This window comes from Streptomyces sp. NPDC026377 (assembly GCF_055567715.1).
The window spans coordinates 472,946-496,578 of record NZ_JBVHPV010000002.1; the positions used below are offsets into that span (position 1 = coordinate 472,946).

Sequence of the window (23,633 nt, forward strand, 5' to 3'; positions counted from 1 at the left end):
ACCTTCACAACCACGGAAGTGACGCGCGACACTCTCAGGCGCATGACCTTTCGGGGGACGGGAGGTCGCCCTCCCACATGACCGGTCACCGCCGCCCGCCACTGCGGAAGGTAGGCACGCCATGTCCCTGCACGAGGAGCTGACGGCAGTTCAGCGCTGTCTCGACGACCTGGTCAGGTCGGTGGGGCGGCTGGAGAAACAGATCGGCGACGACGGCCTGGACATCCGCCGGATACGGACCGACACCGACCATCTGCGCGAGAGCGTCGCGCTGCTGCGCCAGACCGCGGCCCCCGCCACCGAGGCGCGCCCCGACCTGCTCACCATCCCGGACACGCCGTACGACACCTCGCTGTGGACGGACTCGGACGACGAAGGTCTGGGCGCCCGCGACCGGCGCGCCCCCTGACTGAACGGAACGGGAGCCACTGTTGGCCACAGGCACCGAACCCCAACCGCTCACCGGCGTGTCCGGCGCCTCACGCGCCGCCATCGCGCCCCGCCATCTGCGCACCGACCGCTGGTGGCTGGCGCCCGCCGTGACCGCCGCCGGACTGCTCGCCTTCGTCGTCTACTCGACCTGGCGGGCCTTCGCGAACGACGACTACTACGCCGCTCCCTACGTCTCGCCGTTCTACTCGCCGTGCGTCGCCGACAACTGCGTCCCGATGCGGGGCGGCCCGAACGCCGACCTCTTCGGCAGCTGGTGGGGCCTGTCCCCCGCGCTGCTGATCCTGATCTTCCCGCTCGCCTTCCGCGGCACCTGCTACTACTACCGCAAGGCGTACTACCGGGGCTTCTGGGCCTCGCCACCCGCCTGCGCGGTGGCCGAGCCGCACAAGAAGTACACGGGCGAGACCCGCTTCCCGCTGATCATCCAGAACATCCACCGGTACACGTTCTACTTCGCACTGCCGGTCGCGGCCTTCCTCACGTACGACACGGTGCTCGCCTACCGCGACGCGCACCACCGGTGGGGCCACATGGGTCTGGGCACCCTGGTCTTCACCGTCAACATCGTGCTGATCTGGGCGTACACCCTCTCCTGCCACTCCTGCCGGCACATCGTCGGCGGGCGGCTGCGGCACTTCTCCCAGCACCCCGTGCGCTACCGGATGTGGAGCTGGGCCGGGAAGCTCAACCGCCATCACATGCTGCTCGCCTGGGCCTCGCTGATCAGCGTCTCGCTGGCCGACCTGTACGTGTACTTCCTCGCCACCGGGGCCTTCGACGATCCGAGGTTCTTCTGATGACGCACGTGGAACGGCAGCAGTGGGACGTGGTCGTGGTGGGCGCCGGAGGGGCGGGCCTGCGGGCCGCGATCGAGGCCCGCGAGCAGGGCGCCCGTACCGCAGTGATCTGCAAGTCCCTCTTCGGCAAGGCCCACACGGTGATGGCCGAGGGCGGCATCGCCGCCTCCATGGGCAATGTGAACTCCGGCGACAACTGGCAGGTGCACTTCCGCGACACCATGCGCGGCGGCAAGTTCCTCAACCAGTGGCGGATGGCCGAGCTCCACGCGCGCGAGGCGCCCGACCGGGTGTGGGAGCTGGAGACCTGGGGCGCCCTGTTCGACCGTACGCCGGACGGCCGGATCTCCCAGCGCAACTTCGGCGGCCACGAGTACCCGCGCCTGGCCCACGTCGGCGACCGCACCGGCCTGGAGCTCATCCGCACCCTCCAGCAGAAGATCGTCGCGCTCCAGCAGGAGGACAAGCGCGAGTTCGGCGACTACGAGGCCCGCCTGAAGGTCTTCCAGGAGTGCACGGTCACCCGGATCTTGAAAGAACACAGCCTGAAGGAGGACGACCGGGTGGCGGGCGCCTTCTGCTACGAGCGCGAGTCCGGCCGGTTCTTCGTCCTTGAGGCCCCCGCGGTGGTCCTGGCCACCGGCGGGATCGGCAAGTCCTTCAAGGTGACGTCGAACTCCTGGGAGTACACCGGCGACGGCCACGCGCTGGCGCTGCTGGCCGGGGCGCCGCTGCTGAACATGGAGTTCGTGCAGTTCCACCCCACCGGCATGGTCTGGCCGCCCTCGGTCAAGGGCATCCTGGTCACCGAATCGGTGCGCGGCGACGGCGGGGTGCTGCGCAACTCCGACGGCAGACGCTTCATGTTCGACTACGTGCCGGACGTCTTCAAGGAGAAGTACGCGGAGTCCGAGGAGGAGGGCGACCGCTGGTACGAGGACCCCGACCACAACCGCCGCCCGCCCGAACTGCTCCCGCGCGACGAGGTCGCCCGCGCCATCAACTCCGAGGTGAAGGCGGGCCGCGGCTCCCCGCACGGCGGTGTCTTCCTGGACGTCTCCACCCGGATGCCCGCCGAGGTCATCCGGCGCCGGCTGCCGTCCATGCACCACCAGTTCAAGGAGCTGGCGGACGTGGACATCACGGCCGAGCCGATGGAGGTCGGCCCGACCTGCCACTACGTGATGGGCGGCATCGCCGTCGACTCCGACACCGCCGCCGCGCGCGGGGTGCCCGGGCTCTTCGCGGCGGGCGAGGTGGCCGGCGGGATGCACGGCTCCAACCGCCTCGGCGGCAACTCCCTCTCCGACCTGCTGGTCTTCGGCCGCCGGGCCGGGCTGCACGCCGCCGGGTACGCCTCGGCCCTGGCGAGCACCCGCCCGGCCGTCGACGAGGCCCAGGTGGACTTGGCGGCCGCCGAGGCGCTGCGGCCCTTCAGCGCCGAACCGGCCGGCGCCGCGGGCGCCGCGCCGGAGAACCCGTACACCCTGCACCAGGAGCTCCAGCAGGCCATGAACGACCTGGTGGGCATCATCCGCCGGGACGCGGAAATGCGGCAGGCCCTGGAGAAGCTGGGCGAGCTGCGCGTACGGGCCCGGCGGGCGGGGGTGGAGGGGCACCGCCAGTTCAACCCCGGCTGGCACCTCGCCCTGGACCTGCGGAACATGCTGCTGGTCAGCGAGTGCGTGGCGCGCGCGGCCCTGGAACGCACCGAGAGCCGGGGCGGCCACACCCGCGAGGACTGGCCCGCGATGGACCGCGGCTGGCGGCGGGCGAACCTGCTGTGCCGGCTGGCCGACCCCACCGGGGACCCCGGGGCGGCCGATCCGGTCCGGGGGCAGATCCGCCTGACACGCGAGGAGACCGAACCCGTCCGTGCCGACCTGCTCGCCCTCTTCGAGAAGGAGGAGCTGGTCAAGTACCTCGCCGAAGAGGAGCTCTACGAGTGACCACGTATGCAGCGAGCTTCCGGGTCTGGCGGGGCGACACTAGCGGGGGCGCCCTGAAGGACTTCACGGTGGAGGTGAACGAGGGCGAGGTCGTCCTCGACATCATCCACCGCCTCCAGGCCACCCAGGCGCCGGACCTGGCCGTGCGCTGGAACTGCAAGGCGGGCAAGTGCGGTTCGTGCTCGGCGGAGATCAACGGACGGCCCCGGCTGCTGTGCATGACCCGGATGTCGGTCTTCGCGCGCGAGGAGACGGTCACCATCACCCCGCTGCGGGCGTTCCCGATCGTCCGCGACCTGGTGACCGACGTCTCCTTCAACTACGAGAAGGCGCGCGAGGTTCCCGCCTTCGTCCCGCCGAAGGGGGTCGCGGCGGGCGAGTACCGGATGCAACAGATCGACGTGGAGCGCTCACAGGAGTTCCGCAAGTGCATCGAGTGCTTCCTGTGCCAGGACACCTGTCATGTGGTGCGCGACCACGAGGAGAACAAGGCAACCTTCGCCGGGCCGCGCTTCCTGATGCGGGTGGCGGAGTTGGACATGCACCCGCTGGACGCGGCCGACGAGAACGGCCTCGACCGCAAGCGCACCGCCCAGGACGAACACGGCCTCGGCTACTGCAACATCACCAAGTGCTGCACCGAGGTCTGCCCGGAGCACATCAAGATCACCGACAACGCGCTGATCCCGCTGAAGGAGCGCGCGGTGGACCGCAAGTACGACCCGCTGGTCTGGCTGGGCAGCAGGATCGGCCGTCGGCCGGGGAGCCAGTAGTACCGAAAGCGGCGGGGCCCGGCATCGGTCGATGCCGGGCCCCGCCGAGGCGCGCAGCCCTTGTTCAGTTCCAGCCCTTGTCGTACGCGGCCCAGTCGCGGTCGCGCGCGGTGAAGTCGACGTAGAGCGCCACGCCGAAGTGCTCGCGGTGCCGGTCGGTGCGGCCCAGGCCAAGCCGAACCCCGCGCACCGCCGCCTTGACCGTCTCGGCCGAGGCGTGGTGGCCCATGGTCTCCGTCTGGAAGAACGGCAGCCCCATCAGCAGGTCGGTGTCCTCGGGCGTCACCTCCAGGGCCAGCGAGGCCTGCTGGGCGACATAGCCGCCGTACAGGCTCTCCAGCGGCATCGAGGTGTCGTACGACATCACCGCGATCTGGTCGACCCGCTCGGCCACCTGCCCGAAGTACGCCTGCGACCACCACTTGGGGTGTCCGGCGATTCTGCCCGCGGCGGAGTGCAGCCGGGGCACCGGGTCGATCTGGTGCGCGGCGACCGACAGCGTCGCGTGGTGCGCGCGCGTGACGGGCCGTACCGCGTCGAGCAGGCGCAGGAAGGGGCGGCTGCCCGAGGGCATCGGCTCCAGGTCGAAGTGGACGCCGTCGAAGCCGCCGTCCGCCAGGGCCCGGCGCGCCGAGTCCACCATCGCGGTCCGCGTCGCCGCCCGCTCCAGGCGCAGACCCGTCGGGCCCTCGGTGGCGAGCTTGTCGCCGAGCCACGCCTGCACGCGGACTCCGGGCAGCCTGCGGTGCACCCCGTCGACCAGCCAGCGCGCCCTGGGGAAGCGGGACGGGGGCAGCGTCCCGTCGTGCTCCAGGGGTCCGGCGTGGACGTACAGGTCGTGTATCCCCGTTTCCCGTACGCGTGCGGCGAAGGCGTCCAGGTCGCCCTCCCCCTTGCGGCCGTCGACCCAGGCGTGGCCGAGCCAGATGGCGTCGCGCCCGCGCGACCTGGTGCCGTCGCCCGGGTCGCCCGCGTAGCTGCTGCGCAGCGCCACCGCGCCGACCACCATGGGCGCCATCACCAGGAGCACGGCCGCCAGCGCGGCACGCCGCACCCACGTCCGTGCCGGGCGCCGCGACCACCGGCGCAGACCGTCGACTCCGGCCGATATTGCTGTCCGCACGAGTACCCCTGACTGTCAGTGTGCCGTGGAAGTATGACCTCCCGGTGGCGCGCTGCCCAACGAGCGGGAAGGGCGGGCCGAGGGGTTCCGGGTGCCCCCTCCCGGTCGCGGAGCGCCAGATACCGCCATACGCTCACAAATGTGACGCCGCGTGTCAGTCGCACCGGACCCCGCACAGCCGTCCGGGCCGTCCGGGCCCCGGTGGCCGTGCTGATCGCCACGTGCTGGGCGCTGCTCCTCGGCGCGGGCCCCGCGCGGGCGGAGGACCCGGTCACGCTCGCCGCGAGCGGCCGGATCACCGACCGGGCGCACGCGCTGGGGCCCCGCGCGCCCGGGGTGGCCGCCGCGCTCGACCGCCTCCACGAGGACCGCCGGATCCAGCTCTTCGCGGTGTACGTGGACGACTTCTCCGGCCGTACCTCCCAGGACTGGGCCGACACCACCGCGCAGCAGAACGGGCTCGGCCGCGACGACGTCCTGCTGGCCGTGGCGACGGACACCCGGAGTTATGCCTACTCGGTCGACCAGGACTTCCCGCTCAGCGACCAGGTGCTCGGCGAGGTGGCCCGCGAGTCGGTGGAGCCCGCCCTGCGGCGTGGCGACTGGGCCGGGGCGGCGGTGGGCGCCGCCGAGGGCCTGGACGCCGCCCTGGCCGGGCCGGGCAGGCGCGACGGCTCCACCGTGGCCGGTGACTATGTGCTGCCCGTCGCCGTCCTCGCCGGGGCGGGCCTGGCCGCCGGGTACGCGTACACGCGCCGCAGACGGCGGGCCGCGACCCGGACGACACCCGCGAGCGGCAACGGCGCGGGCGCCCGGGAGTGGGAGCCGGAGACGGCGCCGCCGGACCTGGCCGCCCTGGAGGCCGAGGCGGACCGGACCCTGGTCGCCACCGATGACGCCATTCGAACGAGTGACGAGGAACTGGGGTTCGCACGCGCGCGGTTCGGGGAGGCGGCCACCCGGCCCTTCGCCGGGGCCCTGGCGTACGCCCGGTCCGAACTGGCCACCGCGTTCCGGCTGCGCCAGCAGCTCGACGACGACCCGCCACCGCGGGGACCGGCCCTTCCGGAGGGACCGGCCCCGCCCGGCGAACCGGAGCGGCCCGAGGAATGCGGTGCGGCGCGGCGCCGGACGCTGCGGGAGATCGTCGCGCGCTGCGCGGCGGCCGGCCGCCGTCTGGACGAGGAGTCGGAGGCCTTCGACGCACTGCGCGCGCTGGAGCAGGACCCCGCACCGGCGCTCGAGGGCGTCGAGACGGCCTTCCGCACGCTCACCGGGCGCACCGCCGCCGCGGATTCGACCCTGACCGCACTGCGCCAGGGGTACGCGCGGGGTGCGACCGCGCCCGTCGAGCGCCATGTCGAGGAGGCCAAGGAGTACCTGGTCGCGGCCACGGCCTCGCTCAACGCCGCCCGCCAGGCCCTCGACGCCCAGGACCCGGGCGAGGCCGCGGCGCGGGTGCGCGCGGCCGAGAGCGCCGTCGCCCTGGTGACCGCCCTGGTGGAGGGGGTCGACCGGCGCGCCGGTGAACTCGCCGGCGCCGTGGAGCGGTTGCCCTCGGCCCTGGCGGGGGCGCGCGCGGAGGTGGCGGCGGCACGGGAGGCGAGCGCCCCCGCGGGGCACTCCGGCTCTTCCGGCCCCGCCGGTCTTGTGCCGGAGCGGATCGCCCGGGCGGAGACGGTGCTCATCGGCGTGGGACGGGCACGGGCGGCCGGTCCGTACGACCCGCTCGACGCGCTGCGCCGGATCGTCGGGGCGGAGGCGGCCCTGGGCGAGGCCCTGACGGCCCTGGGCGTACGGGAGCGCGACGGCGGCGTGGAGCACGCCCGTGCGCTCCTGGACCGGGCGGTGTTCACGGCCCGCGCGGCCGTCGCGGCGGCCGACGACCGTGTCACCGCCCACCGGGACGCGGTCGGCCGCGCGGCCCGCACCCGGCTCGCGGAGGCCCGCCGCCATCTCGCCCGGGCCGCCGGAACGGCCGTACCGGACGCCGACGGCGCCCTCGCCGAGGCGCTGCGGGCGGACGCCCTGGCGCGCCAGGCACTCGCCCTCGCGGACACGGACGTACGTGTCGAGGAGGACGCGCCGAGGACCTTCGGCGAAAACGGAAGGCTTCCGGAGCGCGGGGGCGGCGGGGAACGCGGCACCCCCTCGGACCACGGGAACCCTTCGGGGCAAGGAGAAGAGCCATGAGCGACAGGCAGTCGGTACTGGGCCGCGTCGGCCTGCTGGCGAAGGCCAACGTCAACGCGCTCCTCGACCAGGCCGAGGACCCGCCGAAGATGCTGGACGAGCTCATCCGGGAGTACACCGGCGCCATCGCCGTGGCGGAGGAGGCCCTCGCCTCGACGCTGCGCGGGCTGCGGCTGCTGGAGGCCGACCGGCGCGAGGACCTGGCCGCCGCCAAGGAGTGGGGCGCCCAGGCGGTCGCCGCCAGCAGGAAGGCCGACGGGCTGCGCGCGGACGGGTCGGCGAGGGAGGCCGACCGGTTCGACCATCTGGCCAAGGTGGCGCTGGGCCGCCAGGTGCGCTCGGAGAACGAGGCGCGGGTGGTGGAACCGGTGATCGCCACGCAGACGGAGGTGGCGGAGCGGCTCGGGTCCGGCCTCGCCCGGATGAAGTCCCAGCTGGACGTCCTGCGGGCGGAGGAGGTCGCGGTGGCGGACGGGGCGGCACCGGCGGGCCGGGTCCCGGACGGGCTGGGCAGCGTCGACCTGTTCGACCCGGCGTACGAGATACGGCGTTTCGAGGACAAGCTGCGGCGCGAGGAGGCACGGGCGCGGGGTACGGCCCGGCTCACCGAGTCTTCCCTCGACGCCCAGTTCGAGCAGTTGGACGCGCCGGGCGAGACGGCGGAGGTGGAGGCGCGGCTGGCGGCACTGAAGGCGACGACATAGGGACGGGGACGCGCCCCGCGCGTGGGCGGGCCGCCCATGGCCAAGGCCCCGGCCCCCCGGCTCAGTACATGCTGAGCAGTTGCTCCTCCGTGAGTTCGGCGACCGGGGTGGACTCGCCGTCCGGGAGTGCCAGTTCGAACCAGACCGTCTTGCCGCGCGGGGTGCGGCGTGAGCCCCACGCCGCGCTCAGCAGGCCGACGAGCTGGAGCCCCCGGCCGCCCTCGTCGGTGTCCCGGGCCCGCCGCCGTCTCGGCTGGACCAACCCCGCGTCCCACACCTCGCAGACGAGCGTGCGGTCGCGCAGCAGCCGGAGCCGCACCTCGCCCTCGCCGTACCGCAGGGCGTTGGTGACGAGTTCGCTGACCAGCAGCTCGGTGGTGTCGACGAGGTCGCCGAGGTCCCAGGCGAGCAGCTGGGTGCGGGCGAGTTCCCGGGCGCGGCCGACCGAGCGCGGCGAGCGCGGCAGCCGCCAGTCGCCGACGGCGTCCATGGGCAGGCCCTGGATACGGGCCATGAGCAGGGCGATGTCATCCTCGCCGTGGCGGGTGTCGAGGGTGTTGAGGACTTGGTCGCAGACGTCCTCCAGGCCCGCGACGGGGTCGCTGATGGCCTTGCGGAAGGCCCGCAGTCCCTCGTCGAGGGGGTGGTCGCGGGACTCCACGAGCCCGTCGGTGTAGAGCGCGAGCAGGGTGCCCTCGGGAAGGTCGACCTCGATCTCCTCGAACGGCTCGCCGCCCACGCCCAGCGGCAGCCCGGGCGGCACGTCCAGGAACAGCGCGGGCTCACCCGGCTCGACCAGGACAGGGGGCAGATGGCCCGCGTTGGCGATGGTGCAGCGCCGCGTCACCGGGTCGTACACGGCGTACACACAGGTCGCCAGGTAGACCTCGGAGAGGTCGGCCTCACGGGACTTGTGGGCGGAGCGGGACCCGGGACGCCCGCGCCGGTTGCCCGCCCCGGCACGGTCGGGGCCGCCGGGGTCGCCCAGGCCCCGGGCGATCTCGTCGAGGTGCGAGAGCACTTCGGCGGGCTCCAGGTCGAGCATGGCCAGGGTCCGTACGGCGGTGCGCAGTTCGCCCATGGCGACGGCGGCCCGCAGACCCCGGCCCATCACGTCCCCGACAACCAGCGCGGTGCGGTGGCCGGGGAGTTCGATGACGTCGAACCAGTCGCCGCCCACCTCGGTGGCGGCGTTGCCCGGCAGATAGCGGCAGGCGATGTCGAGCCCGGCGGCCTCGGGGTCGCCGGGCGGGAGGAGGGAGCGCTGGAGTATCAGCGCGCGTTCGTGCTCCCTCCGGTACAGGCGGGCGTTGTCGATGCAGACGGCGGCGCGGGAGGCGAGTTCGGTGGCGAGGGCGCGGTCGCGTTCGCCGAAGGGCTCGCTGCCCTTGGCGCGGGAGAACTGGACCAGGCCCACGACGGTGTCGTGGGCGACCATCGGCACCGCGAGCGTGGTGTGCACCAGGCTTCCCTCGTCGCCCGGTACGGCGCGCAGACGGCCGGTGCGCAGGGCGTCGGCGCAAGGTGAGTGGAAGGGGTAGCGGTGGACGTCTCCGACGGAGACGGACACGGGCGGGGCGGTGCCGCCGGTGAGGGTGGGCGGCGCGTCGGAGACGGCGCTGGCGAAGGCCACCCGGCGCAGCTCGGCCTTGCCGTCGACCCGGTTCTGGATGGCGTCGTCCCCGGCGAGCAGCGCCTGGTAGAGGTCGACGGAGGCCAGGTCGCAGAAGCCGGGGACGGAGACGTCGAGGAGCTCGCGGGCGGTGGTCTCCAGGTCGAGGGAGTTGCCGATGCGGTTGCCCGCCTCGTTGAGGAGGGCGAGGTTGCGGCGGGCGTCGGCGGCCTCGCGGGCGGCGTTGTGGCGGCGGGTCACGTCGATGCCGAGGCTGGCGACGCCGATGGGCCGCCCGGTGCCGCTGTGCACCCGGTAGAGGTTGATCGACCAGTGCCGGCGGGCCGGGTCGCCGGGGGCGGTGCCGACGAGCTGGAGGTCGGTGACGGCCTCGCCGGTGTCGAGGACGCGGCGCAGGGCAGCGGCCATCCGGTCGGCCTCGGCGCGGCCCAGATAGTCGTGGACGGTCCGGCCCCGGTGTTCGTCCGGTTCGCCGCCGAAGACGGTGGCGAAGCGCCTGTTGGCGCGCAGGACGGTGAGGTCCGTGTCGAACAGCAGGAATCCAAAGGGAGATTGTCCGAAAATGGCCTGCGAGGCGGCGAGGTCGGTCTCTATCCCGCGCAGCGCCCGTACGTCGACGACGATGCAGAGCGCGCCGCGCTCCCCCGCCGCCGTCTCACTCGGCATCACATACAGCTCGGCGAGTCCGTGCCGGCCCTGGCCCTCGGGCGTACGGAAGGGGACCAGGCCGGTCCACTCGCGCCCGTCCAGGATCTCGGCGACCCGGCGATGGCCCTGGGTGCGCAGCTCAGGGGGCATGAAGGCATCGACCGGGTCGAGTCCGACGACCTCGCGGGCGGACAGCCCGAACTGCTCCTCGGCCCGTCGGCTCCACTGCTCGACCAGCCCGTCGGGCCCGATCGAGAACGAGGCGACCCTGATGTAGTCATAGATCGAGCCAGGCGGACTGCTCTGCCACACGACGCCGCCCGCCGTCCCAGGTATCTCGCTCACGCGACCGTCCCCTCCAGCTCACCGCACCGGACCGGCCTTGACCGCAGTATTCAGTACTACGGCCGCCACCGACACGGCGTTCACGATCACATCCCGGTCTCGTTCTTTTCCGGCCGCCCCCGGCGTCGCCATCCGGAAGGGGGTGATCGTTCGTCCCTCCCTCCTTCTAACCCGGCAGGGCCAGCTCGAACCACACGGTCTTGCCCGTCCTGCCGCGCCGGGTTCCCCAGCGCCGTGCGGAACAGGCCACCAGCTGAAGGCCCCGGCCCCCTTCGTCGTCCGGTCCCGCGTCCCGCTCGACGGGCTCCTCGGGCAGCGGGTCGGAGACCTCCACCAGCAGGGCGCCGGGGTCCGGCCGGGCCATCCGGACGCCGATGGGACCCGAGGCGTACCGCAGGGAATTGGTCACGAGTTCGCTGACCAGCAGCACCGCCACATCGCTGGCGGCCGCGTCCAGCTCCCAGCCGCGCAGGGTGTCCCGGACGGCGTGGCGCGCGGTGCGCACGGCGTTGGCCTCCGCCGGAAAAGTCCACTCGGCGCAGCCGCCGGATGTGTCGATCACGCCGCTCTCACCCGCATCCGACTCTTCGGGGGGTTTGGAAGGATTAATAGCCACATACCCGATATTTGCGTTCAGCTATCCCCTGGTGGGGCGCATGGTGGCACGAACGGCGTAGGGGCACCCGGTGAGGGAGGGGCGCTCAGCGACCCGGCGCGCCCTCGTGCGCCGCCCGGACGCCCCCGGCGAGCAGACGTGCCGCCTCCGCCACCGCCGGCCGGTCCTGCGGCAGCCAGTCGACCTGGTCGGTCTCGTAGGGGCCGAGCCAGCGCAGCTCGTCGTGGTCCTCCAGCGGCAGGGGCTCGCCGGAGACCAGCCGGGCGGTCCACACCCGCAGGACGAGCCCGGGCTTCAGCGGCCACTCCCCCACGATGCGCTCCAGCGGCTCGGCCTCCACGCCCAGTTCCTCGCGCAGCTCGCGCACCAGGGCGTCCTCGGGGCGCTCGCCCGGCTCCACCTTGCCGCCGGGCAGTTCCCAGCGCCCGGCCAGCTCGGGCGGGGCACTTCGGCGCGCGGCGAGCAGCCTGCCCCGGTCGAGTACGGCTCCGGCCACCACCACACGAACGTCCATGCGCCGGAGCGTAACCCGCGCCGGGCGGAGTCCGGTCCCGCGGGCCGCCGCCGGGCTCCGCCTCCGCGTCCGCCTCCCCGTCCGCCCTGTGGGGCGCCTCGCTACCGCGCCGGCTGGGCGATCCGCTCGACCCAGTAGAGCCGGTGATGTCCCAGGTCGTCGAGGCTGTCGACGATCTTCTGGGCCTCGGCCCGGGTGGCGTACCGTCCGACGCGGTAGCGGTTGCCGTTGTCGTCCTGCCGTATGACCTGCCAGGAAAGCACCACGCCACCGTCGCTCATCGCGCCCCTCCCGCTGTCGGCGTGCAGGTCGGTGAAGATCCCCAGGAAACCGCATTCCGCATATGCCCGAGCCTACGCCTGACCTTCACTCAGCGGATCCGTGTTCTCACGAAGAGATACGGATCCGGCCACAGCGGGGCAGAGCGGCGGGGGCGTACTCTTCGGAGTGCGCCCCCGCCAAGGAAGTTGACGCCGGATCAGCCCTGCGGCGACACGGCGGCCTCACCACCGGTCAACGGCAGTCGGGAGGCGCCACCCCACCCGTGGGCGAGAGGCGGGAGGGGGCCACCCGCCACCGGACAGCAGGCCCTCACTTCACCGGCAGGTGGTAGGCGATCCGGTAGCGGTCGGCGGGGACCACCACGTCGGCCGTCTCCACCGCGCGGCCCGAGGCGTAGTACGTCCGCTCGATGACGAGCACCACATGGCCCGGGACCCCGCCGAGCGCCATGAGCTCCTCCGCCAGCCCCGGGCGCGCGCCGACCTCCTCCACCACGTTGTCCACCACCACGTCGATCGCGGCCATCCGCTCCACCACGCCGCACCCGCCGAGCGGACCCTCCTCGGGCAGCATCACCGGGGTGCGCCCGGTCACCGCGAGCGGCTCCCAGGACGTGGAGAGCATCATCTGCTCGCCCGCGTCCCGGTACACGTACCGGGTGCGCATCACCCGGTCGCCGGGGTGGATGCCGAGCCGCTCGGCGATCTCGGCGGACGCCTGCTCCTGCTCGCTGTTGGACTCCCAGGTGCCCCGGGCGCCGTCCTCGGCCTGCTCCTGACGGAACGGACTGGCCCCCTTGGCCGGGCGGAACCCGGAACGGGCCACCCGTCGCTGGACGGGGCGCTCCTTCACATACGTACCCGACCCGGAGCGGCCCTCGACCAGACCCTCGGCCATCAGGACCTTGCGCGCCTCCAGGGCGACCGTGTCGGAGACGCCGTACTCCTCGCGGATACGGGCCTGGGAGGGGAGGCGGGTATGCGGCGGCAGCGACCCGCTGACGATCTTCCGCCGGAGATCGCTGGCTACGCGCAGATAAGCCGGCTGCTCACCGAAAGTCACTGGCCACTCCCATCAGGTTGACAGACTGCAACAGCGTGGCAACCGTGGGTTGTGCGCAGCAAGCCATGGCCAGACATTCACCCGAAGTGATGATCTTGCCCGTGCCCAGCGGATACCGCGAGTAGGGCTACCCCTCTCAGACCGCCTTGGAACCGCCACTTCCGGTTCCGGCCTCGCGCCCGGAGCCCGACCCGTCCTCGGTGCCGCCGCTCTCGGCGCCACCGCTGTCGGTGCCGTCGGAGCCGCCGTCGGCGCCGGAGTCGGTGTCCGGCGGGGTGGTCGCCAGGCGCAGGGCGCGACGGGCGGCGATCTCCGTGGTCTGCCGCAGGGCGCTGTCGGCGGCGCCCGAGTGCGTGGAGAAGGCGTCGGCGTCGGCGGCCCGGGCCGCCTTCGCCCACTCCCCGGCCGCCGCCTCCATCTCCTTGGCACGGGCGCTCACCCGCGCCTGCGCGGCGGCGGGCCAGCCGCGCCCGCGCAGCCGGACGCTCTCCTGCCCCAGCACCTGCGAGACCCGCCCGGCCCACTCCTTGAAGGCCGGCAGATCGTCCTCGACGCGGTCCTCGTCCGGGCCGGCCGCCAGCACCCGGTCGTAGGCGTTGGAGGCGCGCAGATAGGTCACCTGGTCGGCGTCGAGCCGTAGGGCGTCGTTGCGCACCGAGCCCTTGAGCCTGCCGCTGGTGGTGGCGAAGGAGCAGGTGACGGTGCGGTCCCCGAGCCGCCAGCTGCGCCGGCTCGGCGTGTAGGAGTACGACTCGGCCTCCGCCGGAAGCGCCCAGCTGTCCAGCGCGTACTCCTGTTCGACGTACCAGCACCGGCGGTCGGCGAGCGCGGTGACCTCCTTCTCGCCGGGGAAGGAGGTGCCCGCCACCTTGAAGGAGCCGGAAACCTCGCCGTCGTGCGGCTCGGCGCACGGCACGACGACCACGTCGACGACCTCGGCCTCCAGTTCGCCGCCGGGGACGTTGAAGCAGTCGCCCCGGCGCAGGTCCATGGTGCTGCGGGTGCTCCTGGCGTCGTCGATGCCCTCGCGCACCCCGTCCCAGAACGCGCTCAACGCGCCGGTCGCCACGAGGACGACGGCCAGGACGGTGCTGACCGAGGACAGCACCACACCGGCGACCGCCATGCCCTTGCCGCGCTGCCCCTTCTTCCGGATCCGCCCCAGGGCGAGCACGCCCAGGACGAGTCCGAGCGGCGGCACACAGCAGACGATGCCGGTGACCAGCGAGGCGATGGCCAGACCGCTGGTGCCGGCCGGCTCCTGGAACGGCTGCGGATACGGGTACCAGGGCTGCTGCGGTCCGGCGTGGGGCGGCGGCCAGCCGGGGCCGTGGCCCTGGCCCGGCTGCGCAGGCGGCTCGGGCGCGGGCGGCGGCGGTATGTCCACGGGCGGGAGCTCCTCGTCGAGGTCAGGCGAACTGCTGCGCGAATCGTACGCGGGGGGCGGGAGGGGCGGCCGCGCGGCGGAGCCCCGGCTTCCGCCGCAGCGTGCGGCATCGGCCGCAGCAACCTGACGGGTCGTCACCGTCGACGCTCTAGGGTCGCTGTATGACACACACGAACAGTCGGTATCCCGCCTCTTCCGGCGCGGGCGGAGCGGGCGGAGCACACGGAGTGGACGCCACGGCGGCGTACCGCTGCCCGCAGGACGGCACCCGGGTGCCGGTGGAGGCCGCCGCACCCTGGTGCTGCCCGGTGTGCGGGGGCCCGTGGGACCTGGACTTCACCGCCGGGGCCGTGCGCCCCGAGGCCCTGGCCGGGCGGGTGAACTCGCTCTGGCGGTACGCCGAGGCCCTCCCGCTCGACGGCCCGCCGCCGCTCACCCTGGGCGAGGGGCGCACACCGCTGGTACCGCTGACCGGCACGGTCTCGGCGAAGCTGGACTTCCTGATGCCGACGCTCTCCTTCAAGGACCGGGGTGCGGTCGTCCTTGCCGAGCTGGCCCGGCGCCTCGCGCCCGAGCGCGTGATCGCCGACAGCAGCGGCAACGCGGGGACGTCCTTCGCCGCGTACCTGGCCCGGGCCGGACTGCCGACCACGGTGTACGTGCCGGAGGCCACCTCCCCGAAGAAGGTCGAGCAGATCGCGGCGCACGGGGCACGGGTCGAGCGCGTCCCCGGCGACCGGGAGGCCACGGCCCGCGCCGCCCGGACGGCGGCCGACGCCCCCGGCACGTTCTACGCCTCCCACGTCTTCAACCCGTACTTCCTGCACGGCACCAAAACGTACGTCTACGAGCTCTGGGAGGACCTCGGCGGCCGCCTCCCCGCCTCGCTCGTGGTGCCGGTCGGCAACGGCACACTGCTGCTGGGCGCGGCACTGGCCACGGCGGAGCTGTACGCGCACGGCCTGATCCCCGAGCGCCCGGCCCTGATCGCGGTCCAGGCGGAGGCGGTGTCACCGCTGGCGAGGGCGTTCCGAGCGGGCGCGGACGAGCCGACCCCCACGGCGGCGGCCGACACCCTGGCGGAGGGAATCGCGATCCCCCGCCCGCCCCGGGGCCGCCAGATCCTCCGAGCGGTACGCGAATCGGGCGGCACGTTCCTGACGGTGACGGAGGCCCAGATCGCGGCGGCCCAACGCGACCTGGCGGCACGCGGCCTGTTCGTCGAGTCGACGGGGGTGGCGTGCTGGGCGGCGGTCAGCACGGAGCCGGAGGCGCTGGGGGACGGGGACGCGGTGGTGCCGTTGTGCGGGGCGGGGTTGAAGACGGGGGTGGGGGTGGGGGGGTAGGGGGTGCGGGGTGCGGTGCCGGGGGTGCGGGGTGCGGGTGCCGGGGTTCCGGTTACTGAAGGCTATGGGGGGATGCCGCACTGGCCACGCGTACGGTCCGCCGGGGCGGCAACACCCCGGCGCCCTCCCCCAGATCCCTGAGCATGGGCTCGGCGTCCCGTACCGCGCGCAAAACCTCCGGCTCCAGATCCACCCGGACGATCTCCTCGGCGTGGGGCCCGGCCTCGGCGACGACCCGCCCGTCGGGCCCCCACACCGCGCTGCCTCCGCAGGTCTCCCACTCCCCCGTCCGCCCGACGTGGTTGGCGAGGACGGCGTACACGGTGTTGTCGAGGGCCCGCGCGGGGAACCACACGCGCGACTCGTGGTACCCGTTCCCCACCCCGAACAGCGCGCCCACCAGGTACGCGTGGCACCCGTCCAGCGCCGCCGCGCGCGCGTGCTCGGGGAACCCGGAGTCGTAACAGACCCCGAGCCCGAGCCGCCACCCGTCGACGACGAGGGTGAGACCGGAGGAGCCGGGCCGGTAGAGGGCGCGCTCGGACTTGAAGAGGTTCTGCTTGTCGTAGCGCGCGACGACTCCGGACCCGTCGAAGACGAGGGCGGAGACATACAGCTCCCCACCGTCATGGACGGCGGCACCCACAACGGCGACGACCCCACTCTCCCGACAGGCCTCCACGACAACGCCGAGCCGCGAGTCCTCGGGCCAACTGACGGCACACCGCTCCGGCTCGGCCCGGATGAGCCCGGGCTCATACCCACTGAGGAACTTCTCAGCGAACACCACAACCCGAGCCCCACCCGCCCCAGCCTCCCTGACGAGCCGGGCGACGGTGGCGACGTTGGTGGGGATGTCACCGGGGGCGACGGGGGCTTGGGCGGTGGCTATGCGGAGGGGGTGTGGGGGGAGGTCGTAGGTGGTCACGGGGGAGATTCGATCACGGCGGGGCCGCCGGCGGGAGGCGGGGGACACGGCCAGACGCACGGGCACCGCAATCGGGTTCCTCCGGGCAACGACGGTCCGGACGGCTCCGGCCTCCGGTCGCCGCCCTCCTGAGAGCGCGCTCCCGCCTCGGCGCCTGCCCCCTTCGTCCCGCGTACTCACATGATGCCGCGCCACCGGTCCCAACTCCTTGGCCAGAGAGCCCAGTCGTGAGCTAGCGTTGTTCCGCACCGCGTGTCCTCTCCGGAGGATGTGCGCGACGTGACCTGCGAAGACGTAGGCCTTTCGGTTCGGTGACGCGAACCCTCGGTGCGCTCCCGGCGGGAGTCATCCGGCAACCGTCACCGGTCACAACCGAAGGGGACGCATTCGTATGGCTGCAGTCGAGTACACGCCCAAGCGCCGCACCTGGGTCCGTGACGTCCTGGTGGGCATCACGGCGAGCTTCGGCTCTAACCTGATGTGGACGCTGGCGCAGGCCGTGGTGCACCGCCTCGGCTGAGCCCTGGCGGCGGGCGGGCCTCTGATGGGGCCCGCCCCAACCCCGCAGGGGCACGCGTTAACCTACGGACTGTCATTGCGGCCCGACGGGCTTCCGCGCTCCCCCAGGGGAGTCACGAAGGACATGCCCCCACCCGCACGAGTCATCTCGTGCCTGGGGAACCTTCGTGCTCCTGCAACTGTCCGCGGCCGAGCTCGGCCGGCTCATCGTGCCCCGGGCCGGGTCGCCGTTCCTCCCGCTCACCGAGCTGCTGATCGACGAGCATGTCCGGGTCAAGGGAGGAAGGCCCGGTCAGGGCGATGTGGCCGCTTGGAACAACAGCGTTCCGGTGGTGGTCGAGGCTCTGCTGGACCGCGGTCTCGACGCGGTTGAGGTGCAGGTCGAGGTGGACCTGCCGCACACCAACTCCGCGGTCGACCTGGTGCTGTGCGGTGAGTATCCCGGTACGGGGACGGACTCCTACCTCGCGGTCGAGCTGAAGCAGGTACGGCACGCCACGGTGGATCCCCGCTGCCCGATCGCCGTCGACCTGGGCTTCGGCGACCGGAAGAACAAGCTGCACCCGGTCCGGCAGGTCCAGCGCTACTGCGAGTACATGGTGCGCTATCTGCCGCACCTGCGGCAGAATCCGGACCAGTTGATGGGTGTCGTGCTCCTTCACAACGCCCGCGACGCGGGCGTGGAGGCGCTGTTCGGTCTGCCCGAGACGGACCACGGCTTCCTCTACACGCTCGACGACATTGCCCGGTTCCGCAGAGTGCTAACTTCGAGGTTCACCGCCGCGTCCGGGAAGCGGGCAGCCCAGGCACTGCAGCAGGCACGCCGCGACCCCCTGCTCAAGGTCACCGACGTGGCCCGCCAGCGGTCCGTCGTCGGCGGGGGCCTCACCCTCCTCGACGAGCAGTACGTCGCGGTCGACCGGATCACCCGGCACCTGGAGAAGACCGCGCGTTTCACCGGCTCCGGCGCGGACCTGTTCTACGACCCCGACACCGACCACGGCGCCGTCCCCGACCAAGGCGTCAAACGCGTCTACATCCTGCGCGGCGGCCCGGGCAGCGGGAAGAGCGCCGTGGCCCTGGAGCTGCAGCGCGCGCTGGGACTGAAGGGCCGTGAGGCCGTGCTGGCCAGCGGATCCCACGCGTACACGGAGACGCTGCGCGAGATCATGCTGAGCACGGCGCGCTCCGGACGACTGGCGGACAAGCGCCGCGCGGCCAACCGGCTGTACCGGTACTTCAACAGCTTCGGCGAGACCCCGCCGGACAGCATCGACGTCCTCATCTGTGACGAGGCGCACCGCATGCGGCGCAGCTCGACCCACCGCTGGACGCCGAAGGAACTGCGTGACGACAACCGACCGCAGGCAACAGAAGTGATCCGGGCCGCCAAGGTGCCGATCTTCCTGCTCGACGACCATCAGTCGATCCGTCCCGACGAAGTAGGCACCGCGGACTACCTCAGGAAGCTTGCCGAGGACGACGGCTGCCTGGTCGAAGTGACGGACCTGGAGGGAACCTTCCGGGCGGGTGGCAGCAAGCGGTACCAGCACTGGGTCCGGCAGTTGCTGGGCCTGGACACCGTCGATCCGATGCCCTGGAGACCGGACGGACGGATGACGCTCACGGTCGCGGACTCCCCGGAGCAGTTGGAGCGGTTCATCAAGGAACGTGGCCTCGCGGGAGCCACCGCACGTATCACCGCCGGCTTCTGCTGGCCCTGGAGCAACCCGGACGGGGAACGGCTCGTCGACGACGTACACATCGGGGACTGGCGCCGGCCGTGGAACGTCAAGCCGGAGCACCAGGTTCCGGACGCGCCCAGGTCCGACCTGTGGTCGACCGACCGACGCGGCATCGGGCAGATCGGCTGCGTCTACACGGCGCAGACCTTCGAGTACGACTGGAACGGCGTCATCATCGGCCCCGACCTGCTCTTCCGGGACGGCAAGTTCACCGTGGACCGGACGGCATCGCACGACCCCGCCTTCCGTGGCCAAATCGACGACGCGACCGTCGAGCGGTGTGTCCGCAACGCCTACCACGTGCTCCTCACCCGCGGTGTCGTCGGCACCGTGGTCTACGCGACGGACCCGGCGACCCACAACGAACTGCGCAGGCTCATCGCGGGCACGATCGGCATGCAGCACTACGACGGCGCCCAGCCGCAGCTCACCGCCGAGGGATCGCAACTGCCCCCCGCCTACGGCAGACGTCACGGGTAACCTTGATCCCGTCGTAGCTGCGGCCCGCCGGGCTTCCGCTCCGCCCGGCGGAGTCACCGAGGACATGCCCCCACCCGCACGAGTTCCTTCGTGCTGCCTGGGGGCATGCCTTGCTGTTCCGCGACTCCGCCGCCGCGGTCGCCGCCGAGTGCCTGTCCGGTGCTCTCTTCTTCCGTCTGACGGAGCAGTTCGTGCACGTACACGGCCGCAAGCCGGGTCCGTCCGAGGTCCGCTCGTGGGAGCGGAGCATCCCTGTCCTGGCGAACGCGCTCAACGACGCGGGGCTCGGACAGGTGGAGATGCTCCTGGAGTACGGGCTGCCGCTGAACAGCAAGCGGGCCGACGCCGTGCTCGCCGGGGTGCACCCGGAGACCGGTGTGCCGTCATACGTCGTGGTGGAGCTGAAGCAGTGGAGCAGCGCCGAACCGGACGACGACGATCCGTCGCTGTGCCGGGTCGACGCGTACACCAGGGCGGTGTTGAACCCCGTCGACCAGGTGCGCGGATACTGCGAGTACCTCATCTCCTTCAACGGCGCCCTGGCCGGGCACCCGGAACGCGTCAGCGGCGCCGCCTATCTGCACAACGCCACAGAGTTCGGAGTCAGCGGGCTCTTCGAAGCCGAGCAGAACCAGCACGGCCGGCTCTTCATCGGCGCGCGCCGCGGGGAGTTCATCGACTACCTGCGCACCAGGCTGGGCACCGCGTCCGGCGCGGGCTCCGCCGACGAGCTCATGAGCGGCAAGATCGGCCCGTCCAGGCAGTTGATGGCGGTGGCCGCCCAGGAGGTGCGCGAGCGCGAGCAGTTCGTGCTGCTGGACGAGCAGCAGATCGCGTACCGGAAGGTCCTCAACGCCGTCCGCCGTGCCAAGCGGGCCGACCACAAGGAAGTCGTGGTCGTGACCGGCGGTCCGGGAACCGGCAAGAGCGTCATCGCGCTTTCGCTCCTCGGCGAGCTCTACCGTCAGGGCGTCACCGCGCTGCACGCGACGGGCTCCAGCTCGTTCACGACCACCATGCGCAAGGTCGCGGGTACCCGAAAGCGTGAGGTGAAGGACCTCTTCAAGTACTTCAACAGCTTCATGACCGCCGAGCGCAACGGCCTCGATGTCCTGATCTGCGACGAGGCCCACCGCATACGCGAGACCTCGGCCAACCGCTACACCTCGGCAGCGAACCGCACCGGCCGACCCCAGATCGAGGAACTCATCGACGCCGCGCGGGTCCCGGTGTTCCTGCTGGATGAGCACCAGGTCGTACGGCCCGGCGAGATGGGCACGGTCGCGGAGATCGAGGCGGCCGCCGCGAAGAAGGGGATTCGCTGCCAGGTGGTGCCACTGGACAGCCAGTTCCGGTGCGGTGGCAGCGACGCGTATCTGCGGTGGGTGGTACGGCTGCTGGGGCTCGAGCCGGGTGGCCCCGTGGTCTGGGAGCCGGACGGAAAGATGCGGCTCCTGCTGGCGGACAGCCCGCAGGAGATGGAGGCCTTCCTCGACGAGCGCCGCGCGCGGAAGTACAGCGCACGCATGTCCGCGGGCTACTGCTGGAAGTGGACGAAGAAGGTGGCGCCCGGGCAGGCACTGCCGGCCGATGTCGTGATCGGCGAGTGGGCCCGGCCCTGGAACGTCTTCGGCGACCGGGCCGTCGACGGCGCGCCTCCGGCCGCCCTGTGGGCGACCGACCCCGCCGGCTTCGGACAGGTGGGCTGCGTCTACACGGCACAGGGCTTCGAGTACGACTGGAGCGGCGTCATCATCGGCCCGGATCTGGTGTGGCGCGGCAACCGCTGGGTCACCGACCGCACGGCGTCCAAGGACCCCGTCTTCAAGAAGTCGACTCCGGAGGCGGACGTGAACCGGCTGATCCGCAACACGTACAAGGTCCTGCTGACCCGGGGAATGATCGGCACGGTGGTGTACTCGACCGACGCCGAGACGCGCGAGAAGCTGCGGGAGCTGGCGGGCGCGGTGTCGAGCCTCACGTCCGTGTGACCCACGGAGGGGGCCACGCTCGCATCGTCACGAGTGGCGGGCCAGACGAGCCCTGCCGTTGTGTACACATGAGACACTCGGTACGCTTGAGCCCATGACGCAGCCGCTGCCCATAGAGTCCATCCGCGATGTACGCGCCCACCTGGCGGAGGTCGTGGAGCGCGCGGACCGCGACGACGTGCCCACGGTGATCACGCGCCGGGGCAAGGAAGTCGCCGCCGTGGTCTCCATCGAGGTGCTGCGCAAGTACCAGGAGTGGGAAGAGCGTGAGATCAACCGGATCATCGACGAGCGCATGGCCAATCCCGCGCCCGGCATCCCGATCGAGGACATCATGAGGGAGACGCTGGCGCGCGGTGAGTGAGTACCGAACCGTCTTCCGTCCCGAGGCACAGGCTGAGCTTCGCGAGATCCCCCGCGACATGGCGCTGCGCATCCTGGCCAAGCTGACGGAGCTGGAGACAGACCCACTCGGCTTCAACAGCACCGCACTCGCGTCTCAGCCCGAACGACGCCGGCTGCGCGTCGGCGACTATCGCGCCGTCTACACGATCGACAACGGGGAGCTGGTGGTCTGGGTCGTTCACGTGGGGCACCGGTCCAATGTCTACGAGACCTGATTGCCGCTGACTCCACATCAGAATATCCAGCACGGTGAAGGCGAAGGGGCCGGACTCGATCGAGCCAGACCCCTTCTGACCTGCATATTTGCCGACGTCGGCGACGCGGCGTTATTTCATCCGCTCACACGTTGAACCGGAACGTCTGACACAGAGCTGCGACCTGCGAAAACGTGGCTTCTGAAGATCGCATCCAGCACAGATCCAGCACGGTAGGAACTTAACCAGCACACCCAGCACATCAGGCAGCCGGACCGTACTCGCCGGGCTCTTCTGGAGCCTCGCTCTCGACCTCAATGGGCACCGGCCCGATGGCCTTCTGCATGATCGCACGGCAACGGTCCCACGCCTCCGGGACGAGGTGCCCGTAGATGTCCACTGTGGTCTTGATCGACTTGTGGCCGAGCCACCGTGAGACCTCGTGGATCGGGATGCCGGCCGCCAGGGCGGTCGAAGCGAAGAAGTGGCGGAGCGAGTGCGGGTGGTACTTCGGCTTACCATCGGCGTCCACGAGCCCGGCCAGTCTGCACGCCTTCTTGAAGTGGTAGCTGTACGTGTTGGCGGTGGGCATGGTGCCCTTCCCGCGCTCGCGGGGCGCGAAGAACACCGCGACCTGCCGGGACTTCCCGGCCGCGTTCTGGAATGTGAGCGGGATCGGCTCCCACAGCTCGACGTGGGCATTGATCTCGTCGCAGACGAACGGGGCCGCCGGTACGTCGCGGTACTCGCCCTCTTCGCGATGCTTGAGCGGCACCAAGCGGGTCTTGCAGTCGTCGCGGTGGGCCTTTGAGCTGATCTGCCAGCGGACGCGGATCACGTCGTTGCGCAGACATCCGGTGTGGAAGGCGAGGGCCTCGCTCACTCGCAGCCCGACTCCGGCCTGGAGCCAGACTGTGAGCTTGTACTGCGGTGACATGTGCTCGTGGAGCAGACGGACCTCCGGGAGGGTGGGGATCTCGTCCTCGTCGACCGCGTGGTTGCCTGGCGCGGTCTTCACATCCTTGGTCGGGTCCTCCTGGATGACCTTCTCTTCCTTGGCCGACCAGAACATGTGCTTCACGAGCTTCATGCGGTCGTGGACCGTGCTGGCCGCGAGCTTCTTGCTGATGGCCGCCTTGAAGTGCTCGATGTCCCGCTTCGCGACTCCGGCCATGGTCTTCCGGCCGAGCAGGGGTATGAGGTGGGTGTCGATAAAGCCCCGGTAGTTCGAGTACGTGGAGTCGCCGATCACCCGGCGGTTCAGCCAGTCCTCCGCGTAGGCTCGAACCGTGATCTTCCCGGCCTGCGGGTCGATGAAGGTTCCGTGGTCCTTATCGTTCTCGACCTTGTTGGCGAAGGCGTCCGCCGCCGTCTTCTTGGTGAAGCTCTCTTCCCGCTGCCGAGCGGTGCGCCCGCCCGGCTCCCTGTACCTGACGGTCCAGTCGTGGCCGCAGCGAACCTTCTCGCAGGGGTAGAGCGGGCTTCGCTTATCTGTCTTGCATCTCTGAAAAACGGTCGCCATGTGGCCCCCTTTCGTGCTGGGGCA

General features: G+C 71.8%; 21 protein-coding genes. 12 read left to right on the forward strand and 9 right to left on the reverse strand.

The genetic code is table 11. The features are described 5' to 3' along the window. Positions 1-121 precede the first annotated feature (121 nt). The 4 genes from ACZ4MU_RS06215 to ACZ4MU_RS06230 are packed head-to-tail and all read left to right on the forward strand — an operon-like array spanning position 122 to position 3,972. Positions 122-409 (forward strand): hypothetical protein, encoded by a 288-nt coding sequence (locus ACZ4MU_RS06215; protein ID WP_358836310.1) that lies wholly within the window; start codon positions 122-124, stop codon positions 407-409. 22 nt (positions 410-431) lie between these two features. Continuing rightward, positions 432-1,250 (forward strand): hypothetical protein, encoded by an 819-nt coding sequence (locus tag ACZ4MU_RS06220; RefSeq protein WP_467871590.1) that lies wholly within the window; start codon positions 432-434, stop codon positions 1,248-1,250. Continuing rightward, positions 1,250-3,199, forward strand: a complete 1,950-nt coding sequence (locus ACZ4MU_RS06225) for a fumarate reductase/succinate dehydrogenase flavoprotein subunit (RefSeq protein WP_467871592.1) — start codon at positions 1,250-1,252, stop codon at positions 3,197-3,199. Before ACZ4MU_RS06220 ends, ACZ4MU_RS06225 begins: the two co-directional genes overlap by 1 nt. Beyond that, entirely contained in the window at positions 3,196-3,972 is a 777-nt protein-coding gene (locus tag ACZ4MU_RS06230) for a succinate dehydrogenase/fumarate reductase iron-sulfur subunit (protein ID WP_467871595.1), read from the forward strand. Before ACZ4MU_RS06225 ends, ACZ4MU_RS06230 begins: the two co-directional genes overlap by 4 nt. Positions 3,973-4,036: 64 nt before the next feature. Here the strand turns inward: ACZ4MU_RS06230 and ACZ4MU_RS06235 are convergent, their stop codons facing one another. After that, positions 4,037-5,095: a glycoside hydrolase family 18 protein gene (locus tag ACZ4MU_RS06235; protein ID WP_467871598.1), complete on the reverse strand. Its 1,059-nt coding sequence runs from the start codon at positions 5,093-5,095 to the stop codon at positions 4,037-4,039. Positions 5,096-5,236: 141 nt separating this feature from the next. On the opposite strand from ACZ4MU_RS06235, the gene ACZ4MU_RS06240 reads away from it, so the two are divergent. After that, entirely contained in the window at positions 5,237-7,288 is a 2,052-nt protein-coding gene (locus ACZ4MU_RS06240; protein ID WP_467871601.1) for a TPM domain-containing protein, read from the forward strand. Then, the gene (locus tag ACZ4MU_RS06245) at positions 7,285-7,992 is read left to right on the forward strand and encodes a PspA/IM30 family protein (RefSeq protein WP_467871603.1); all 708 of its coding nucleotides are present in this window, start codon (positions 7,285-7,287) and stop codon (positions 7,990-7,992) included. The genes ACZ4MU_RS06240 and ACZ4MU_RS06245 overlap by 4 nt, the downstream gene beginning before the upstream one ends. Before the next feature lie 61 nt (positions 7,993-8,053). On the opposite strand, the gene ACZ4MU_RS06250 is transcribed toward ACZ4MU_RS06245, so the two are convergent. From ACZ4MU_RS06250 to ACZ4MU_RS06275, 6 genes are all read right to left on the reverse strand, one after another. Beyond that, positions 8,054-10,618 carry a SpoIIE family protein phosphatase gene (locus ACZ4MU_RS06250; RefSeq protein WP_467871606.1) on the reverse strand — a complete coding sequence of 855 codons (2,565 nt, stop codon included), beginning with the start codon at positions 10,616-10,618 and terminating at the stop codon, positions 8,054-8,056. 166 nt (positions 10,619-10,784) lie between these two features. After that, the gene (locus ACZ4MU_RS06255) at positions 10,785-11,180 is read right to left on the reverse strand and encodes an ATP-binding protein (RefSeq protein ID WP_467871609.1); all 396 of its coding nucleotides are present in this window, start codon (positions 11,178-11,180) and stop codon (positions 10,785-10,787) included. A gap of 139 nt (positions 11,181-11,319) precedes the next feature. Continuing rightward, positions 11,320-11,748 (reverse strand): (deoxy)nucleoside triphosphate pyrophosphohydrolase, encoded by a 429-nt coding sequence (locus ACZ4MU_RS06260; protein WP_467871611.1) that lies wholly within the window; start codon positions 11,746-11,748, stop codon positions 11,320-11,322. Positions 11,749-11,849: 101 nt separating this feature from the next. Then, positions 11,850-12,029: an SPOR domain-containing protein gene (locus tag ACZ4MU_RS06265; RefSeq protein ID WP_467871614.1), complete on the reverse strand. Its 180-nt coding sequence runs from the start codon at positions 12,027-12,029 to the stop codon at positions 11,850-11,852. 310 nt (positions 12,030-12,339) lie between these two features. Next, positions 12,340-13,092, reverse strand: coding sequence for a GntR family transcriptional regulator (locus ACZ4MU_RS06270; protein ID WP_467871616.1), 753 nt, complete (start codon positions 13,090-13,092; stop codon positions 12,340-12,342). A gap of 136 nt (positions 13,093-13,228) precedes the next feature. Further along, the gene (locus ACZ4MU_RS06275; protein WP_467871619.1) at positions 13,229-14,479 is read right to left on the reverse strand and encodes a DUF4190 domain-containing protein; all 1,251 of its coding nucleotides are present in this window, start codon (positions 14,477-14,479) and stop codon (positions 13,229-13,231) included. Positions 14,480-14,640: 161 nt separating this feature from the next. Between ACZ4MU_RS06275 and ACZ4MU_RS06280 the strand changes: the two genes are divergently transcribed. Beyond that, positions 14,641-15,825, forward strand: coding sequence for a pyridoxal-phosphate dependent enzyme (locus tag ACZ4MU_RS06280; RefSeq protein WP_467871622.1), 1,185 nt, complete (start codon positions 14,641-14,643; stop codon positions 15,823-15,825). Between the two features lie 52 nt (positions 15,826-15,877). On the opposite strand, the gene ACZ4MU_RS06285 is transcribed toward ACZ4MU_RS06280, so the two are convergent. Next, positions 15,878-16,753, reverse strand: a complete 876-nt coding sequence (locus tag ACZ4MU_RS06285; protein ID WP_467871624.1) for a carbon-nitrogen hydrolase family protein — start codon at positions 16,751-16,753, stop codon at positions 15,878-15,880. A 391-nt stretch (positions 16,754-17,144) separates the two neighbouring features. Here ACZ4MU_RS06285 and ACZ4MU_RS06290 point away from each other — a divergent pair, with 391 nt between their 5' ends. The 5 genes from ACZ4MU_RS06290 to ACZ4MU_RS06310 all read left to right on the forward strand — a co-directional run bounded on the left by ACZ4MU_RS06290 (position 17,145) and on the right by ACZ4MU_RS06310 (position 22,108). Beyond that, positions 17,145-17,273: a DUF6408 family protein gene (locus ACZ4MU_RS06290; protein WP_467871627.1), complete on the forward strand. Its 129-nt coding sequence runs from the start codon at positions 17,145-17,147 to the stop codon at positions 17,271-17,273. Between the two features lie 166 nt (positions 17,274-17,439). Beyond that, the gene (locus tag ACZ4MU_RS06295) at positions 17,440-19,497 is read left to right on the forward strand and encodes a DUF2075 domain-containing protein (protein ID WP_467871629.1); all 2,058 of its coding nucleotides are present in this window, start codon (positions 17,440-17,442) and stop codon (positions 19,495-19,497) included. 110 nt (positions 19,498-19,607) lie between these two features. Then, positions 19,608-21,488: a DNA/RNA helicase domain-containing protein gene (locus tag ACZ4MU_RS06300; protein ID WP_467871631.1), complete on the forward strand. Its 1,881-nt coding sequence runs from the start codon at positions 19,608-19,610 to the stop codon at positions 21,486-21,488. 94 nt (positions 21,489-21,582) lie between these two features. Continuing rightward, positions 21,583-21,852, forward strand: coding sequence for a type II toxin-antitoxin system Phd/YefM family antitoxin (locus ACZ4MU_RS06305; RefSeq protein ID WP_019434848.1), 270 nt, complete (start codon positions 21,583-21,585; stop codon positions 21,850-21,852). After that, positions 21,845-22,108, forward strand: coding sequence for a type II toxin-antitoxin system RelE family toxin (locus ACZ4MU_RS06310; RefSeq protein WP_467871633.1), 264 nt, complete (start codon positions 21,845-21,847; stop codon positions 22,106-22,108). The genes ACZ4MU_RS06305 and ACZ4MU_RS06310 overlap by 8 nt, the downstream gene beginning before the upstream one ends. Before the next feature lie 241 nt (positions 22,109-22,349). On the opposite strand, the gene ACZ4MU_RS06315 is transcribed toward ACZ4MU_RS06310, so the two are convergent. Then, on the reverse strand, positions 22,350-23,609 hold the full coding sequence (locus ACZ4MU_RS06315) for a tyrosine-type recombinase/integrase (protein ID WP_467871635.1): 1,260 nt from the start codon (positions 23,607-23,609) through the stop codon (positions 22,350-22,352). Positions 23,610-23,633: the final 24 nt, after the last annotated feature.

Coding starts and splice junctions, on each gene's coding strand:
- ACZ4MU_RS06215 (WP_358836310.1), top strand. CDS start 122: ATGTCCCTGCACGAGGAGCTGACGGCAGTTCAGCGCTGTCTCGACGAC.
- ACZ4MU_RS06280 (WP_467871622.1), top strand. CDS start 14,641: ATGACACACACGAACAGTCGGTATCCCGCCTCTTCCGGCGCGGGCGGA.
- ACZ4MU_RS06260 (WP_467871611.1), bottom strand. CDS start 11,748: ATGGACGTTCGTGTGGTGGTGGCCGGAGCCGTACTCGACCGGGGCAGG.
- ACZ4MU_RS06245 (WP_467871603.1), top strand. CDS start 7,285: ATGAGCGACAGGCAGTCGGTACTGGGCCGCGTCGGCCTGCTGGCGAAG.
- ACZ4MU_RS06315 (WP_467871635.1), bottom strand. CDS start 23,609: ATGGCGACCGTTTTTCAGAGATGCAAGACAGATAAGCGAAGCCCGCTC.
- ACZ4MU_RS06290 (WP_467871627.1), top strand. CDS start 17,145: ATGGCTGCAGTCGAGTACACGCCCAAGCGCCGCACCTGGGTCCGTGAC.
- ACZ4MU_RS06225 (WP_467871592.1), top strand. CDS start 1,250: ATGACGCACGTGGAACGGCAGCAGTGGGACGTGGTCGTGGTGGGCGCC.
- ACZ4MU_RS06305 (WP_019434848.1), top strand. CDS start 21,583: ATGACGCAGCCGCTGCCCATAGAGTCCATCCGCGATGTACGCGCCCAC.
- ACZ4MU_RS06265 (WP_467871614.1), bottom strand. CDS start 12,029: ATGAGCGACGGTGGCGTGGTGCTTTCCTGGCAGGTCATACGGCAGGAC.